This is a genomic window from Streptomyces amritsarensis, from assembly GCF_001953875.1.
Classification (GTDB): Bacteria; Actinomycetota; Actinomycetes; order Streptomycetales; family Streptomycetaceae; genus Streptomyces; species Streptomyces amritsarensis.
The window spans coordinates 1-17,377 of record NZ_MQUR01000128.1; the positions used below are offsets into that span (position 1 = coordinate 1).

A 17,377-nucleotide genomic window follows, 5' to 3' on the forward strand; every position below is an offset into this window, starting at 1 on the left:
GGCCGGGAGCCCCGGCCGGTGCTCCACGCACCGGCCGGGGCTCCGGCCAAGCTCAAACACGCCCGTGCTCGCTCACGCGGCTACGACATTCACCGCTTCCGCAGGCGCCTTGATGGTCACTCGTTCCGGACCGGTGACCGAAGCCATCGAGACCGAATTGAGCATCGGGCGGACCGGTACGGTGACCGGTTCGCTTGCCGCGGCCGACTGTGCCAGCTCAGCGAGCGACAGTTCATCACTGACTTCGCGCATCAGCTCGGACATCCGTACGTCCAACGCGTCGCAGATCGCGGAGAGCAGCTCGGAGGATGCCTCCTTCTGCCCCCGCTCCACCTCGGAGAGATAGCCGAGCGAAACTCGGGCCGACGAGGAGACTTCGCGCAGAGTACGGCCCTGGCGCTGGCGCTGCCGACGCAGCACGTCACCCAGCAGGCGACGGAGCAGAATCATCGGTGGCTCCCTCCTCTGACCGTGTAGCCGCATCCTTCACGCCCCACCGTACCGCCTCGCGCCGCGGCCGTGCGGGGAGCGATGTCGTGTTCACTCAGGGCTGCAAACATCAAATCCCCCCGTTCTGTTCCGTATCCTGCCCCCGCGCATTCTCACGGAGTTCGTCCGCGAGAAGCTCGAGCACTGTCCGTGCACTCTCCCTACGGATTTCCGCGCGGGAGCCGTTCAACCTCAGACGGACCGTTTTCCTGCCCACCGGACCGTCCACGGCGACGAAAACCGTTCCCACCGGCTGCCCGTCCTGCGGGTCGGGGCCGGCCACGCCGGTCGTCGCGATCCCCCAGGACGCGCCCATGACCCGCCGCACACCGGCCGCCATCTCGGCCGCGACCTGCGCGTTCACCGCGCCTTCGGCCGCCAGCAGGTCCGCGTCCACTCCCAGGACCCGGTGCTTGATCTCCGTCGCGTACGCGGTGACCGAACCGCGGAACGACCGGGAGGCGCCGGGGACCGCCGTGAACTCCGCCGCGACCATGCCGCCGGTCAGGGATTCCGCGACCGCGACGGTCTGGTCACTCTCCGCAAGGAGCTGGAGCGCGTACGCGGCGGGCGTGCGCCCCCCGCTCGCTCCGGCGCGCCCCCGCGCCACCGGAGACTCCCCCGCCTCGCCTGTCACCGCGCGGCCCGCTCCGCGGCGAGACCCTGGCGCCGGAGCACGATCGCCTGGCGGATGTAGTCCAAACCGGTGACGACGGTCAGCACGACCGCGATGGCCATCACCCAGAAGCGCATCGTCGCCAGCGCACCGGTCAGGGCCAGGACGTACATGCCCACGGCCGTGCCCTGGGCCAGCGTCTTCAGCTTGCCGCCGCGGCTGGCCGGAATCACGCCGTAGCGGATGACCCAGAAGCGCAGCAGCGTGATGCCGAGCTCCCGTCCGAGGATCACCCCGGTCACCCACCACGGGAGGTCGCCCAGCCAGGAGAGGCAGATCAGCGCCGACCCCATGATCGCCTTGTCGGCGATGGGGTCGGCGATCTTGCCGAAGTCCGTGACCAGGTTGTACGTCCGGGCCAGGTGCCCGTCGAAGATGTCCGTGATCATGGCGACGGCGAACGCCGCCCAGGCCCAGGCCCGCCAGGCCGGGTCGTAGCCGCCGTCGGCGAGCAGCAGCAGGACGAATCCCGGCACCAGCACGAGCCGGATCATCGTCAGGATGTTGGCGATGTTCCACAGGCTGGCCTGATTGACCGCCGCGGCCCCCAGCTTCGCGCCGGGTACGGGCCGGCGGCCGGTCCCGCCCGCCGCAGATGCCGGGACACCGGTCATCCGGCCGCCTCCTCGAGGTCCAGGTCCAGGGGCTCGGCCACCAGGTCCACTCCCAGGGTGCCGACGACCTTCGCCGTGACGATACGCCCGGGGACCAGGCCCGTGCCGTCGGTGAAGACGACCTGGCCGTCGGTTTCGGGGGCCTGGTGCGCGGCGCGCCCGTAGGCGCCCTCGCCCTCCTCGGCCTCGTCGAACGGGACGACCGTCTCCACCAGCACTTCCAGGGTCTCCCCGATCCGCTCCTCCGCACGCTGGGCGGTGAGCTCCTCGGCGAGGCGCTGCATGTGCGCCAGGCGCTCGGCGATCGTGTCCTCGTCCAGCTTGTTCTCGTAGGTGACGGCCTCGGTGCCGTCCTCGTCGGAGTAGCCGAAGACGCCGATCGCGTCGAGGCGGGCGTGGGTGAGGAAACGCTCCAGCTCGGCGAAGTCGGCTTCGGTCTCGCCGGGGAAGCCCACGATGAAGTTCGAGCGGACACCGGCCTGCGGGGCCTTGGAGCGGATGGTGTCCAGCAGCTCCAGGAAGCGGTCGGTGTCGCCGAAGCGGCGCATGGCGCGCAGCACGTCGGGGGCGGAGTGCTGGAAGGAGAGGTCGAAGTAGGGCACGACCTTGGGGGTCGAGGTCAGCACGTCGATCAGGCCCGGGCGCATCTCGGCGGGCTGGAGGTAGCTGACCCGGACGCGCTCGATGCCGTCGACGGCGGCGAGCTCGGGCAGCAGGGTCTCCAGCAGGCGGATGTCGCCGAGGTCCTTGCCGTACGAGGTGTTGTTCTCGGAGACCAGCATGATCTCCTTGACGCCCTGCTCGGCGAGCCAGCGGGTCTCGCCCAGCACGTCGGCGGGACGGCGGGAGATGAAGGACCCGCGGAAGGACGGGATGGCGCAGAAGGAGCAGCGCCGGTCGCAGCCGGAGGCCAGCTTGACCGAGGCCACCGGGCTCTTGTCCAGGCGGCGGCGCAGCGGGGCGCGCGGGCCGGAGGCGGGCGCGACACCCTCGGGCAGGTCCGCGGGGGCCTCGGCGGGCTCCTCCGCGGGCGCCTGGGCGTGCCCGGGGAGGGCGACGTCGGCGGCCTGGCGCGCGGCGGGGCTGATCGGCAGCAGCTGGCGGCGGTCGCGCGGGGTGTGGGCTTCGACACTGCCGCCGCTGAGGATGAGCTGGAGGCGGTTGGAGATGTCGGCGTAGTCGTCGAAGCCGAGGACCCCGTCGGCCTCGGGGAGGGCCTCGGCGAGCTCCTTGCCGTAGCGCTCGGCCATGCAGCCGACGGCGACGACGGCCTGGGTCTTGCCGTGATCCTTGAGATCGTTGGCTTCCAGCAGGGCGTCTACGGAGTCCTTCTTGGCGGCTTCGACGAAGCCACAGGTGTTGACGACGGCTACGTCCGCGTCGGCGGCGTCCTCGACGAGCTCCCAGCCATCCGCCGCCAAGCGGCCTGCGAGCTCCTCCGAGTCCACCTCGTTACGGGCGCAGCCAAGAGTGACAAGGGCGACGGTACGGCGTTCGGGCATGGACTCAAGACTACTTCGTCCCGGCGCGGGCCCCAGCCGCACGTCCCCGCACACCAAGATCCCCGGGGTGCTCGCAGCACCCCGGGGATCTCGGTTCACGCCTTCCGCCCTGGGGCGGCCCCTCGGTCAGCCCGCCTGCGGCTGGCCCTGGGAGGGGTCCTCCTTGGTGTAGGTGAGCCGTTCCACCTGACCCGGCTGGAAGTCGTCCTTGATCTCCTTGCCGTTCACGAAGAGCTTCACGACCCCGGCGTCGCCGAGTACGAGGTCGACGGACTCCTTGTCCGTGAAGGTCTTCGACTCGCCCTGGACGAGGGTTCCGTCGAAGAGGAGCCGGCCCGTGGAGTCCTTCGCGGAGATCCAGCTCTCGCCCGTGTCGGCCGTCAGGACGACCGTGACGAGATCCTTGGGCGCGGCGGCGATGGCGCTGTCCGAGGGCTCCGGCTTCGCGGCCGGCGGGACCTGCGAGGGCTGCGCGGCCGGCTTGCCGCCGGTCTGCGTGGGTGCGGGCTTGGGGGAGGCGGATCCCTCCGCCACCGGGCGCTTTTCCTTCTCGGCGTCGCCGCTGAAGGCGGTGAAGCCCACGAAGCCGATCACGGCGACGATGGCGGCGACCATGGCCGCGGTCCAGTTGGGCCGCTGCCGCTCGGGACGGATCCGCTCGGCCTCGAACATCGGCGCGGCGGGCGTGGGTGCCGGCCGGCCGCCGTGGGCCGCGTCGTAGCTCTCGACCAGGGGTGCCGGGTCGAGGTGGACGGCGCGGGCGAGCGTCCGGATGTGACCGCGGGCGTAGACGTCGCCGCCGCACCGGGTGAAGTCGTCCTCTTCGATCGCGTGCACGATCGGGATGCGCACGCGGGTGAGGGAACTGACCTCGTCGACTGTGAGCCCGGCGGCGATCCGGGCCTTCTTGAGGGCCGTCCCGATGGACGGCTCTTCGACGGAACGTTCGACGAGACGGTCCTCGGACCGGTCGTCGGTCGAAGGCCGGTCTTCTTCGGGGGAGTTGGAGTTGCCGATGGACACAAGGGCGCCTTTCGAGCGTGTAGCCACCTGCTGGATGTCCAGTCTAGGGGGGTGACGAAAGGGTGGAGCAACCGGAGGGTGCCCTTCCTACGCCATACGAATGGCGACGGGAGGTCCCCTTCGGCGTGGCGGCCCGACGCCGTACGCGCGTCGTGCGCGGCGCCGCCCCTCCGTTCAACTTGACGCGGGCCCAAGGGAAACGGTTGCCCGCGATTTCACTACGAATGCGTCTCGCCGCGGATGACCGCCAGCACCCCGTCCAGCTCGTCGGCCTTCAGCAGGACGTCCCGCGCCTTCGAACCCTCGCTCGGGCCGACAATGCCCCGCGACTCCATCAGGTCCATGAGCCGGCCGGCCTTCGCGAAGCCCACCCGCAGCTTGCGCTGGAGCATCGAGGTGGAGCCGAACTGGGTGGTGACGACGAGCTCCGCCGCCTGGCACAGCAGGTCCAGATCGTCGCCGATGTCCTCGTCGATCTCCTTCTTCTGCTTCTGCCCGACGGTGACGTCGTCCCGGAAGACCGGCGCCATCTGGTCCTTGCAGTGCTGGACGATCCCGGCGATCTCGTCCTCGGTGACGAAGGCGCCCTGGAGGCGGACGGGCTTGTTCGCACCCATCGGCAGGAACAGCCCGTCGCCCTTGCCGATGAGCTTCTCGGCACCGGGCTGGTCGAGGATGACCCGGCTGTCGGCGAGGGAGGAGGTGGCGAAGGCGAGCCGCGAGGGCACGTTCGCCTTGATCAGTCCCGTCACCACGTCCACCGAGGGCCGCTGGGTGGCGAGCACCAGGTGGATGCCGGCGGCGCGGGCCAGCTGGGTGATGCGGACGATGGAGTCCTCGACGTCGCGCGGGGCCACCATCATCAGGTCCGCCAGCTCGTCGACGATCACCAGCAGGTACGGGTAGGGGCTGAGCTCCCGCTCGCTGCCCGGCGGGAGCTTGATCTTCCCGTCCCGGATGGCCTGGTTGAAGTCGTCGATGTGGCGGTAGCCGAAGGCGGCGAGGTCGTCGTAGCGCAGGTCCATCTCGCGCACGACCCACTGGAGCGCCTCGGCGGCCCGCTTGGGGTTGGTGATGATCGGCGTGATCAGGTGCGGGATGCCCTCGTACGCCGTCAGCTCGACCCGCTTGGGGTCGACGAGGACCATCCGGACGTCCTCCGGGGTGGCCCGGACCATGACCGAGGTGATCAGGCAGTTGATGCAGGAGGACTTGCCGGAGCCGGTGGCGCCGGCGACCAGCACGTGCGGCATCTTGGCGAGGTTCGCCATGACGTAGCCGCCCTCGACGTCCTTGCCGAGCGCGACCAGCATCGGGTGGTCGTCCTCGGCCGCGTCCGCGAGGCGCAGGACGTCGCCCAGGTTGACCATCTCGCGGTCGGTGTTGGGGATCTCGATGCCGACCGCGGACTTGCCCGGGATCGGGCTGATGATCCGGACGTCGGGGCTGGCCACGGCGTAGGCGATGTTCTTGGTCAGGGCCGTGATCCGCTCGACCTTCACGGCCGCGCCGAGGGTGACCTCGTAACGGGTGACCGTCGGGCCCCGGGTGAAGCCGGTGACGTCCGCGTCCACCTTGAACTCGGTGAACACGTTGCGAAGGGCCGCGACCACGGCGTCGTTGGCGGCGCTGCGGGTCTTGCCGGGGCCGCCCTTCTCCAGCAGGTCCAGCGAGGGCAGGGAGTACGTGATGTCCCCGCGCAGCTGGAGCTGCTCGGCGCGCGGCGGCAGCGGCTGGGCCTGCGGCGGAGCCTTGGTCAGGTCGGGTACCGCCAGTGTGCCGGAAGCCGCCGCGGTGGTGGCGTGCGGTTGCTCGGCGGACTCCGCGCCGGCCGCGGGAGCGGCGGGTTCGGCGGAGCGCCCACCGCGGGCGGTCGGCACCGGAGCGGTGACCTCCACGCCCTCCCGCTCGGCGGTGATGCCCTGTGTGAGGTCGGCGACGAGCGGGGAGGGCGGCATTCCGCCGTAGACGGCCCCGTCGAGGGCGGCGGCGGCCGCCGCGGCCACGTCGACGGCGTCCATCTCCCGGTCGATCGCCGGCCGGGCGGCGGTCTTGCGCGGTCGGCGCCGCCGGGCCAGAGCCTCCTCCTCGGCGGAGTCCGCGGGGTCGCCGGAACCGGCGCCCGAGCGGGCCCGCCACTGATCCGGGTCGTGCCGGGCGGCGGGGCCGCCCGCGGCCTCCTCCCCGTAGCCCTCGTCGTACTCGTTGGGGGCGATGATCCCGAGCCGGATGCCGAGCCGGCGCAGGCGCTGCGGGATCGCGTTGACGGGGGTCGCGGTGACCACGAGCAGCCCGAAGATCGTCAGCAGCACCAGCATGGGAACGGCCAGCGGCGCGCCCATGGTGAAGATCAGCGGCTTGGAGGCGCCCCAGCCGATGAGCCCGCCGGCGTTCTGCATGGCGGTGGTGCCCTCGTCGCGGCCGGGCGCTCCGCAGGCGATGTGGACCAGGCCGAGGACGCCGATGACCAGGGCGGACAGCCCGACGCCGATCCGGCCGTTGGCGTCGCTCTGTTCGGGGTGGCGGATGAAACGTACCGCCATGACGCCGAGCAGTATCGGCACGAGCAGGTCCAGCCGTCCGAAGAGACCGGTGATCAGCATGGTCACCAGGTCCCCGACGGGGCCGCTCAGGTTCGACCAGGTACCGGCCGCGACGATCAGCGCGAGAGCGAGGAGCAGCAGCGCGACGCCGTCCTTGCGGTGGGCGGGGTCGAGGTTCCTGGCCCCGTGGCCGATACCGCGGAAGACCGCGCCGACCGCGTGCGCGCAGCCCAGCCACAGGGCCCGCACCAGTCGCAGCACACCGCTCGTCGGGGACGGCACGGGCTTGGCCGCCGCCTTCCTGGCCGGGGCGCGCTTGGCGGCCGCGGCCTTCTTCGCCGGGGGCTTGCGTGCGGGGGCCGCCTTCTTGGCGGGCGCCGCCGTACGGCCGGTGCGGCCCTTCGCGGTGCCCGCTGCGCTCGGGGAACCCTTGCCGGACGTACGTGAGGCCATGGGCCCGAGGTTACCGGTGCGCGCGCCGGTGGACACGCGTGCCCACCCCTTCACCCGTTCGTGTCGTCGCCGGGGTAGGGACTTTGACGCTCCGCCAAGCCCGACGCGGACGCGGTCAGTTCTGCGAGGGAAGCGCCGGAGCGCCCCCGGCGCTCCCGGGCTCCAGCGCGTCCAGTGCCCGCCGCAGCCCGGTGAGTTTGCGTTCCAGGTGCGCCGCGGTCGCCACGACCCCGGCGTCGGCCGCGTCCTCGCCGAGCTGCTTGCTCAGCGCCTCGGCCTGCTCCTCGACCGCCGCGAGCCGCGCGGAGAGCTCGGCCAGCAGGCCCGCCGTCTCCTTGCCGGCGTCCATGCCGTTGGAGCCGCTGCCCTCCAGCTGGAGCCTCAGCAGGGCCGCCTGCTCCCGCAGTTGGCAATTCTTCGTATACAGCTCCACGAAGACGGAGACCTTCGCCCGCAAGACCCACGGATCGAACGGCTTGGAGATGTAGTCGACCGCACCAGCCGCGTAGCCCCGGAAGGTGTGGTGCGGACCGTGGTTGATCGCGGTGAGGAAGATGATCGGGATGTCCCGGGTCCGTTCCCGCCGCTTGATGTGCGCGGCCGTCTCGAACCCGTCCATACCCGGCATCTGGACATCCAGCAGGATGACCGCGAAATCGTCCGTGAGCAGCGCTTTGAGCGCCTCCTCCCCCGACGACGCCCGGACCAGTGTCTGATCGAGCGCGGAGAGGATGGCCTCCAACGCCAGCAGATTCTCCGGCCGGTCGTCGACCAGGAGGATCTTGGCCTTCTGCACCATGCCCTGTCCTCCTCGCCCCGGCACGGGGCCTCCCCGGCTCCTGGCACCGGCCTGTGCGCCGGGCCCCGCCCCAGAGGACGACACCCGTGCGCCGTCCGTCCTTGTGCCGGTCATCGTAGCCCCAGTCCCGAGGTCGCCACACCCTGTCACCAAGATGTCACTGTGCACGAAGCAGAAACGCGGTGGGAGAGCAGAAGGTTCCCCGTTCACCGCCCTTCCACACCCCACGGCCACAGCGTGTCAGCGGTCGGCTCCCCCGCGCTCTTGCTCCCGTCACTTGCCCCGCATCCACTGCTCCATGACCGACAACAGGTAATCCGGGTCGACCGGCTTGGTGACGTAGTCGGAAGCACCGGAGTCGATCGCCTTCTCCCGGTCCCCCTTCATCGCCTTGGCCGTGAGCGCGATGATGGGCAGGCCGGCGAACTGCGGCATCCGCCGGATCGCCGAGGTCGTGGCGTACCCGTCCATCTCGGGCATCATGATGTCCATCAGCACGACCTTCACGTCGTCGTGCTGCTCCAGGACCTCGATGCCCTCGCGCCCGTTCTCCGCGTACAGCACCGCCAGCCCGTGCTGCTCCAGCACGCTGGTGAGCGCGAAGACGTTGCGGACGTCGTCGTCCACGATGAGCACCCGCTCGCCGCGGAAGTCGTACGTCCGCGCCACCGCCGGAACCTCCTCCTGCGCGGCGTCCCAGGCATCCTCCGCACCCGCCGCCTTCGGCTGCCCCGGCACCGCGGTACGCGGCTCCAGATCGCTCAGCGCCTTGCGGCGGCGCCGGAACAGCGCGGCCCCGCCCTGTCCCGCGCCGGCCTCCGGCGGCGCGGACCGCACGGGCTGCGGCGGCGCCGCCGGCGCGGCCGCGGGCCCGGCCGGCAGCACCGGCAGCCCGGGCTGGGCCCCGTCGAGGGACCGGCGGTACAGCTCGCCGCGGGCGCTGCCGGGCGTGGGCGGCGCGTATCCCTGCGGCGGCAGCTCGCTCGGGTGCAGCGGCAGGTACAGCGTGAAGGTGGAGCCGCGGCCCGGTTCGCTCGCCGCGTGGATCTCACCGCCCAGCAGCCGGGCGATCTCCCGGCTGATGGACAGCCCGAGCCCGGTGCCGCCGTACTTGCGGCTCGTGGTCCCGTCCGCCTGCTTGAAGGCCTCGAAGATCACCAGCATCTTGCTCGCGGCGATCCCGATGCCGGTGTCGGTGACGGAGAAGGCGATCAGGTCCGCGTCCGCCTCCCGCAGCGAACCGGCCTCCAGCAGCTGCTCGCGGATCTCGGTGGGCACATCGGCCCCGGCGGGCCGGATCACCAGCTCCACCGCACCGGTGTCGGTGAACTTCACCGCGTTCGACAGCAGGTTGCGCAGCACCTGCAGCAGCCGCTGCTCGTCGGTGTGCAGGGTCGCGGGCAGCTCCGGGGAGACCCGCACCGAGAAGTCGAGGCCCTTCTCGGCCGTCAGCGGCCGGAAGGTCGCCTCGACGTAGTCCACGAGCTGGACCAGCGCGATCCGGGTCGGCGAGACGTCCATCTTCCCGGCCTCGACCTTGGACAGGTCGAGGATGTCGTTGATCAGCTGGAGCAGGTCACTGCCGGCGCCGTGGATGGTCTCGGCGAACTCCACCTGCTTCGGCGAGAGGTTCTCGTCCGCGTTGTCGGCGAGCAGCTTGGCCAGGATCAGCAGCGAGTTGAGCGGGGTGCGCAGCTCGTGCGACATGTTCGCCAGGAACTCGGACTTGTAGCGCATCGAGACCGCGAGCTGCTCGGCGCGCTCCTCCAGGACCTGCCGGGCCTCCTCGATCTCGGTGTTCTTCACCTCGATGTCGCGGTTCTGCTGGGCCAGCAGTTCGGCCTTCTCCTCCAGCTCCGCGTTGGCGGCCTGGAGGGCCTTCTGCCGGTTCTCCAGCTCGTCGGAGCGCTCGCGCAGCTGCTCGGTCATCTCCTGCGACTGCTTCAGCAGCATCTCCGTCTTGGAGTTGACGCTGATGGTGTTGACGCTCGTACCGATCATCTCGGCGATCTGGCTGAGGAAGTCCTTCTGGATCTGCGTGAAGGGCGTGAAGGAGGCCAGCTCGATGACGCCGAGCACCTTCCCCTCGAAGAGCACCGGCAGCACGATCACGTGTGCCGGCGGGGCCTCGCCGAGGCCCGAGGAGATCTTCAGGTAGCCGGGCGGGGTGTTCTCGACGAGGATCGTCCGCTTCTCCTCGGCGACCGCCCCGATCAGCCCCTCCCCCGGCCGGAAGGAGATCGGCATCTGCCCGCCCGCGTACGCGTAGCTGCCGCGCATCCGCAGCTCGTACGAGCTGTCCGCGCCGCTCTCCGTCCCGATGTCGGTGGTGCCGCCGGCCGGCACCGCCAGGAAGAAGGCGCCGTGCTGCGCGGAGACCACCGGCGTCAGCTCGCTCATGATCAGCGAGGCGACGTCGTCGAGGTCGCGGCGGCCCTGCATGAGCGCGGAGATGCGGGCCAGGTTGCCCTTGAGCCAGTCCTGCTCCTTGTTGGCCAGGGTGGTGTCGCGCAGGTTGACGATCATCGTGTTGATGTTGTCCTGGAGGACCTGGATCTCGCCCGCCGCGTCCACGTCGACCTTCAGGCTGAGGTCGCCGCGGGTCACCGCGGTCGCCACGGCCGCGATCGCGCGCACCTGCCGGGTGAGGTTGCCGGCCATCTCGTTCACGGACTCGGTCAGGTCCCGCCAGGTGCCGTCGACGTCACGGACCCGGGCCTGGCCGCCCAGGATGCCCTCGGTGCCCACCTCGCGGGCCACCCGCGTCACCTGGTCGGCGAAGGAGGAGAGCTGGTCGACCATCGTGTTGATGGTGGTCTTGAGCTCCAGGATCTCGCCCCGGGCGTCGATGTCGATCTTCTTGGTCATGTCGCCCTTGGCGATGGCGGTCGTGACCATGGCGATCTGCCGCACCTGACCGGTGAGGTTGGAGGCCATGAAGTTCACCGAGTCGGTGAGGTCCTTCCACGTCCCCGAGACGCCCGGCACGTGCGCCTGCCCGCCGAGCCGGCCCTCGGTGCCCACCTCGCGGGCCACCCGCGTCACCTCGTCGGCGAAGGACGACAGGGTCTTCACCATCGTGTTGACGGTGTCGGCGAGCTGCGCGACCTCGCCGCGCGCCTCGACCGTCACCTTCTTCGTCAGGTCGCCGTTGGCGACGGCCGCCGAGACCTGGGCGATCCCGCGCACCTGGGCCGTCAGGTTCCCCGCCATCGTGTTGACGTTGTCGCTGAGGTCCTTCCAGATGCCGGTGACCCCGCGGACCCGCGCCTGACCGCCGAGGATGCCCTCGGTACCCACCTCGCGGGCCACCCGGGTCACCTGCTCGGCGAAGGAGGACAGCTGGTCCACCATCGTGTTGACGGTCGTGACCAGTTCGAGGATCTCGCCCTTGGCGTCGACGGTGATCTTCTTGGAGAGGTCGCCCATGGCGACCGCCGTCGTGACCTCGGCGATGTTGCGCACCTGCGAGGTCAGGTTGTTGGCCATGAAGTTGACGGACTGGGTGAGGTCCTTCCAGGTGCCGGAGACACCCTTGACCTCCGCCTGACCGCCGAGGATGCCCTCTGTGCCCACCTCCCGGGCCACCCGGGTCACCTGCTCGGCGAAGTTCGAGAGCTGGTCGACCATCGTGTTGAGCGTGTTCTTCAGCTCCAGGATCTCGCCCCGGGCGTCCACGTCGATCTTCTGCGACAGGTCGCCGCGCGCCACGGCCGTCGCGACCTGGGCGATGTTGCGCACCTGCGAGGTCAGGTTCCCGGCCATGCCGTTCACCGAGTCCGTCAGGTCACGCCACACGCCGGCCACGCCCGGTACCTGCGCCTGCCCGCCGAGGCGGCCCTCGGTACCCACGTCCCGGGCCACCCGGGTCACCTGCTCGGCGAAGGCCGAGAGCTGGTCGACCATCGTGTTGATGGTGTTCTTCAGCTCCAGGATCTCGCCCCGGGCGTCCACGTCGATCTTCTGCGACAGGTCGCCGCGCGCCACCGCCGTGGTCACCTGCGCGATCTGACGCACCTGCGAGGTCAGGTTCCCGGCCATGAAGTTGACGGAGTCGGTGAGCTCCTTCCAGGTGCCCGAGACCCCCTCGACCCTGGCCTGGCCGCCGAGCCGGCCCTCCGTACCCACGTCCCGCGCCATCCGCGTGACCTGGTCCGCGAAGGACGACAGCTGGTCGACCATGGTGTTCACGGTGTTCTTCAGCTGGAGCATCTCACCGGAGACGTCCACCGTGACCTTCTGCGACAGGTCGCCGTTGGCCACCGCCGTCGTCACCTGCGCGATGTTGCGGACCTGCCCGGTGAGGTTGCGGAAGGCGGTGTTCACCGAGTCGGTGAGGTCCTTCCACGTGCCCGCCGCCCCGGGCACCTGGGCCTGACCGCCCAGCTCGCCCTCGACGCCGACCTCGCGGGCCACGCGCGTCACTTCCGCACCGAAGGACTGGAGCTGGTCGACCATCGTGTTGACGGTGTTCTTCAGCTCCAGCATCTCGCCGGCGACGTCGACCGTGACCTTCTGCGACAGGTCGCCGTTGGCCACCGCCGTCGTCACCTGAGCGATGTCGCGCACCTGGGTGGTGAGGTTGCGGAAGACCGTGTTCACCGAGTCGGTGAGGTCCTTCCACGTCCCCGCCGCCCCCGGCACCTGCGCCTGACCGCCCAGCAGGCCCTTGGCGCCGACCTCGCTGGCCACGCGCGTGACCTCGTCCGCGAAGGTCCGCAGCGTCTCCGTCATCTGGTTGATCGTTTCGGCCAGCTGCGCGACCTCGCCGCGCGCGCTGACCCGCACCTTCTGCGACAGGTCGCCGTTGGCGACCGCCGTCGTCACCTGCGCGATCCCGCGCACCTGGGCCGTCAGGTTCCCGGCCATGGTGTTGACGGAGTCGGTCAGGTCCTTCCACACACCTGCGACGCCGGGCACCTTGGCCTGGCCGCCCAGCTCGCCCTCCGTGCCCACCTCCCGGGCGACCCTCGTCACCTCGGAGGAGAAGGAGGACAGCTGGTCCACCATGGTGTTCACGGTGTTCTTCAGCTGGAGCATCTCGCCGGCCACGTGCACGGTGACCTTGCGCGACAGGTCGCCCTTGGCGACCGCCGTCGTGACGAGGGCGATGTCACGCACCTGCGCGGTGAGCCGGTACGCCATCGTGTTGACGGAGTCGGTCAGATCCTTCCAGGAACCGGACATTCCGCGCACCTGGGCCTGGCCGCCGAGCTTGCCCTCGGTACCCACCTCCAGCGCCACGCGCGTCACCTCGTCGGTGAACGCGGACAACTGGTCGACCAGGTTGTTCACGGTGCGGCCGACCTTCAGGAACTCGCCGCGCAGCGGATGCCCGGCCCCGTCGGCGGTCTGCGTCCGCAGGTCCATCCGCTGGTCCAGGTCGCCCTCGGCCACCGCCGACAGCACCCGTCCCACCTCGGACACCGGTCGTGCCAGGTCGTCGACGAGCTGGTTCGAGGCGTCGATCGCAGCCGCCCAGGAGCCCTCACAGGCGCCCGTTTCCAGCCGTTCGCTGAGCTTGCCCTCACGGCCCACCATCCGCCGGACCCGGGACAGCTCCCCTGTCAGGTGGAGGTTGCGGTCGGCGACCTCGTTGTAGACGGCGGCGATCTCCGCCATCACGCCTTCGCCGGACACCGTCAACCGCTTGCGGAAGTTTCCGTCCCGCATCGACACCAGGGCCGTGAGCAGCCGGTTCAGAGCGGCGGTATCGACCTCTGTCGTGCCGCCGCGCCGGGACCGCCCGCCCTTCGGCCGCGTCCCCGTACGCCGCACCACTGCGCCAGACTCCACCGTGTCCCTCCCGAAAGGGTCGACCGCTGTTCCACCGGACACCTGGCTCATCACAAGCCGGCTCTACAAGCCTGCCCAGTGTTTCACCCTGGCCGAACCCGGCCATAACACTTCGGCACCATCGCACACCCGCCGTACCCTGCGAGTGGATTCCCGGACGACGGCACCATGCCGTCCGCGAAGGTAAGTAACCTGGCAACCGATGTCCAACCGCGTCGAAGGAGATTCGTGATCACGGCACGGGCGGCTGCCAGCTTCGACCCCCTCGGGCGCTCGGTCGCCGCCGCTCGCGCGTTCGTCCGCGACACCCTGCAGGGCTGGGGCTTCGCGGACATCGTCGACGACGCGGTGGTCCTCACCAGTGAGCTCGTCACCAATGCCGTGGTCCACGCCGGAACCAGGGCCGAGGTCCTGTGCCTGCGCACCGAGGACGGCGTGCGCGTCGAGGTCGCCGACCGCTACCCGGAGCGGGGGCTGCCGCTGCGGCATCCCGGCGAGCGCCCGTACGCCGACCCCGACCGCGAGAACGGCCGCGGGCTGATGCTCTGCGCCGCCCTGGCCACCCGGTGGGGCGTCGAGTACACCGCCACCCACAAGCACGTCTGGTTCCGCCTCGATCTGCCAGACCGGCCGGTCGGTACCCGCTCTGCGGGCCCGGTCGTCCCGGACCGGATGCTCCCTCTCGCCGACAGCCGGGTCCGCGTCGCCGTCCTCCAGGTCGATTCGGCCGACGCGGTCTCCGCCTGGAACGAGGACGCCGAGCACATCTTCGGGCACCCCGCGGAGAAGGCGGTGGGCCGCCCGCTCGCCGAGCTCGCGGCCTGGCCGCAGACCCCGGGGACGGGGACCGGCATCGCGGAGGCCCTGCGGCTGTCCCGCTGGGAGGGCAGCTACGGCGTCCGCGGAGCCGACGGCCGCGTCATCCCGGTCTACGCCTCGCACCTGCGGGTCCGCGACGCCCACGGCGAACCGTCCACCGTCTGCCTCCTCGTCCACGACGACGAGCGCGCCCTGCTCCAGAGCCCGGTACGGGTGCCCTCGGGCGACGGCGGCCACTTCACCGAGCCCCGCGCCGCCGACCCGTTCGAGGTCTTCATCGGCTCGCCCGCCCCCGACGACCTCGACGGCCTGCTCCAGCGCACCGTGGAGCGGGCCCGCGACCTGCTGGACGCCGACGCCGCCTTCCTGCTGCTCGCCACCGACGACGAGACCGAGCTGGAGGTGCGCGCCACCACCGGTCTGCCGTCCACCCGCCAGCGCTTCGCCCGTGTTCCCGTCGAGGCCGGTACCAACCGCTACGGTTCCGCCCGCATGCCCGCCGTCCACGACGACCTCGTCGCGGTGCCCGGGGCGGTTCCGCTCCTGGACGCCACCGGCATGCGCTCCGCGGTCACCGTCCCCCTGAAGGTCGAGGGCCGGCTCACCGGCTCCCTGGGTGTCGCCGCCGAGAGCCCCGGCCGCTACTCGAACGAGGAGGCGCTCCACCTCCAGTTCGCCGCCGACCGCATCGCCCTGGCGGTGGAGTCGGCCCGTCTCGGGGAGCTGGAGCGGCTGCGCCGCGGCTCGCTGTCCTTCCTCGTCGAGGCCTCGGACCTGCTGGCGGGCACGCTGGACCGGGACCAGACCCTGGCCCTCATGGCCCAGATGACCGTCCCGACCCTCGCCACCTGGTGCGCCGTCTACACCATTGCCGACCAGTCCTCGGACCCGTACCTCAGTTACGTCCTCCACGAGGACGAGGACCGCATCGACGGTTTGAAGGACCTGCTGTCGCGGGTCAGCCCGCCCGAGCCGGTCCGGGAGGCCGGCGCCCGCCCGTGGCCGGACGCCACCTTGGCGGTCGGCGGCGAGACGGTGGTCCTGCCCCTCCTCGCCCGCAACCGCGTCATCGGGATGCTCACCCTGGGCAAGCCCCGGGAGGAACACTTCCGCCAGGAGATCCTGGAACTCGCCGAGGACCTCTCGCGCCGGGCCGCGCTCGCCCTGGACAACGCCCGCCTCTACTCCGAGCGCACCGCGATCAGCCGCTCCCTGCAGCGCAGCCTGCTGCCGCCGGGCTCCCCCGCCATCCCGGGCATGGAGGTGGAGGTCATCTACCGCGCGGCCGGCGAGGGCAACGAGGTGGGCGGCGACTTCTACGACGTCTTCCCGATCCGCGACGGCGCGTACGGCTTCGCCATCGGCGATGTGTGCGGCACGGGCCCGGAGGCGGCTGCGGTGACGGGCCTGGCCCGGCACGCGCTGCGCCTGCTGGCCCGCGAGGGCCTGGGCGGTCCGGCCGTCCTGGAGCGCCTCAACGCGGCCATCCTCGACGAGGGGGCGCGCAGCCGCTTCCTCACCCTCCTCTACGGCGAGCTTCATCCGCAGGCGGACGGCGGCGCTGTGATGAAGGTGGTCTGCGCGGGCCACCCGCTCCCGCTGCGCCTGCGACCGAACGGCATGGTCGACGCGGCTGCGGATCCGCAGCCGCTGCTGGGTGTGATCGACGACCTGGAGCTGTACGAGCAGACCGTCATCCTCGACCCGGGTGACGTCCTGTTGTGCGTGACGGACGGTGTGACCGAGCGGCGTGAAGGCAGCCGGATGCTCGGCGACGACGGCCTCACGGAGGTCCTCACGACGTGCACGGGGCTGACGGCCGGTGCGGTCGCCTCCCGGGTGCTGCGCGCGGTGGAGCGGTTCGCGGCCGAGCCCGCCTCGGACGACATGGCGATCCTCGCCTTCCGCGTACCCCAGCCGCGGACGGGCGATTAATCGCGGTGCGGATGGTGGCGGGTGTGGGCTAGCCTCGGCGCCCATGCCGACTCCTCGTACACGCCCTGATTACACCGCCGACGAACGCACCCAGCTGCTGGGCTGGCTCGACATGCACCGTTCGATCATCCATTGGAAGTGCGAGGGCCTCTCCGCCGAGGACGCGCACCGTCCCGTCCTGCCGTCTTCTCCTCTGATGACGGCGGCGGGTCTCGTCTCCCACATGCGGTGGGTCGAGCACTGCTGGTTCGAGGTGATGCTGATGGACCGGCCCTCCGACACCAATCCCCAGTTCGGGGATGTGGAGGACGCGGACATGCAGGTGGACGGAGTCCCTCTCGGCCGGCTCCTGGAGGAGTACGACCGCCAGTGCGCGGTGTCGAACGAGATCCTGGCGTCGCTCTCCTTGGACGACACGGGCCGCAATACGCAGTTCAAGGCCGGTGCTGCCTCGGTGCGCTGGGTGATGCTCCACATGATCGAGGAGACCGCCCGCCACGCCGGCCACTTGGACGCGATCCGCGAGCTGGTGGACGGCGAGAGGGGCTACTACTGATGCCGTGAACGCAAAAAGGCCCCCGCCAGATGGCGGGGGCCTTTTTGTTTGGAGCCCTTTAACGGAATCGAACCGTTGACCTTCTCCTTACCATGGAGACGCTCTACCGACTGAGCTAAAAGGGCGGGTTGTTCGGCGGCGTCCTACTCTCCCACAGGGTCCCCCCTGCAGT

At 70.8% G+C, this 17,377-nt stretch carries 10 protein-coding genes and 1 tRNA gene; 2 read left to right on the top strand and 9 right to left on the bottom strand.

Going from position 1 to position 17,377, the window contains the following annotated elements; genetic code table 11:
• Positions 1-72: 72 nt before the first annotated feature.
• From AVW11_RS32570 to AVW11_RS32605, 8 genes are all read right to left on the bottom strand, one after another.
• On the bottom strand, positions 73-450 hold the full coding sequence (locus tag AVW11_RS32570; protein WP_030853947.1) for a helix-turn-helix domain-containing protein: 378 nt from the start codon (positions 448-450) through the stop codon (positions 73-75).
• Between the two features lie 109 nt (positions 451-559).
• Complete coding sequence (locus tag AVW11_RS32575; protein ID WP_051700710.1) at positions 560-1,099, bottom strand: CinA family protein; 540 nt, start codon at positions 1,097-1,099, stop codon at positions 560-562.
• Positions 1,100-1,122: 23 nt separating this feature from the next.
• Positions 1,123-1,779, bottom strand: coding sequence for a CDP-diacylglycerol--glycerol-3-phosphate 3-phosphatidyltransferase (pgsA, locus tag AVW11_RS32580; RefSeq protein ID WP_076046833.1), 657 nt, complete (start codon positions 1,777-1,779; stop codon positions 1,123-1,125).
• The gene (gene rimO / locus AVW11_RS32585; protein ID WP_030853938.1) at positions 1,776-3,281 is read right to left on the bottom strand and encodes a 30S ribosomal protein S12 methylthiotransferase RimO; all 1,506 of its coding nucleotides are present in this window, start codon (positions 3,279-3,281) and stop codon (positions 1,776-1,778) included. Before rimO ends, pgsA begins: the two co-directional genes overlap by 4 nt.
• Positions 3,282-3,407: 126 nt before the next feature.
• The gene (locus AVW11_RS32590) at positions 3,408-4,304 is read right to left on the bottom strand and encodes a helix-turn-helix domain-containing protein (RefSeq protein WP_060177943.1); all 897 of its coding nucleotides are present in this window, start codon (positions 4,302-4,304) and stop codon (positions 3,408-3,410) included.
• Positions 4,305-4,522: 218 nt separating this feature from the next.
• Positions 4,523-7,300 (bottom strand): FtsK/SpoIIIE family DNA translocase, encoded by a 2,778-nt coding sequence (locus AVW11_RS32595; protein ID WP_076046834.1) that lies wholly within the window; start codon positions 7,298-7,300, stop codon positions 4,523-4,525.
• Between the two features lie 115 nt (positions 7,301-7,415).
• A complete protein-coding gene (locus tag AVW11_RS32600; protein WP_030853929.1) occupies positions 7,416-8,099 on the bottom strand; it encodes a response regulator in 684 nt (227 codons plus the stop codon).
• 273 nt (positions 8,100-8,372) lie between these two features.
• Entirely contained in the window at positions 8,373-13,895 is a 5,523-nt protein-coding gene (locus AVW11_RS32605) for a HAMP domain-containing protein (protein WP_206281943.1), read from the bottom strand.
• A gap of 168 nt (positions 13,896-14,063) precedes the next feature.
• Here AVW11_RS32605 and AVW11_RS32610 point away from each other — a divergent pair, with 168 nt between their 5' ends.
• The gene (locus tag AVW11_RS32610) at positions 14,064-16,649 is read left to right on the top strand and encodes a SpoIIE family protein phosphatase (RefSeq protein WP_063898484.1); all 2,586 of its coding nucleotides are present in this window, start codon (positions 14,064-14,066) and stop codon (positions 16,647-16,649) included.
• Positions 16,650-16,692: 43 nt separating this feature from the next.
• Entirely contained in the window at positions 16,693-17,205 is a 513-nt protein-coding gene (locus tag AVW11_RS32615) for a DinB family protein (protein ID WP_060177945.1), read from the top strand.
• A 49-nt stretch (positions 17,206-17,254) separates the two neighbouring features.
• On the opposite strand, the gene AVW11_RS32620 is transcribed toward AVW11_RS32615, so the two are convergent.
• Positions 17,255-17,330 (bottom strand) — tRNA-Thr (locus AVW11_RS32620).
• Positions 17,331-17,377 lie beyond the last annotated feature (47 nt).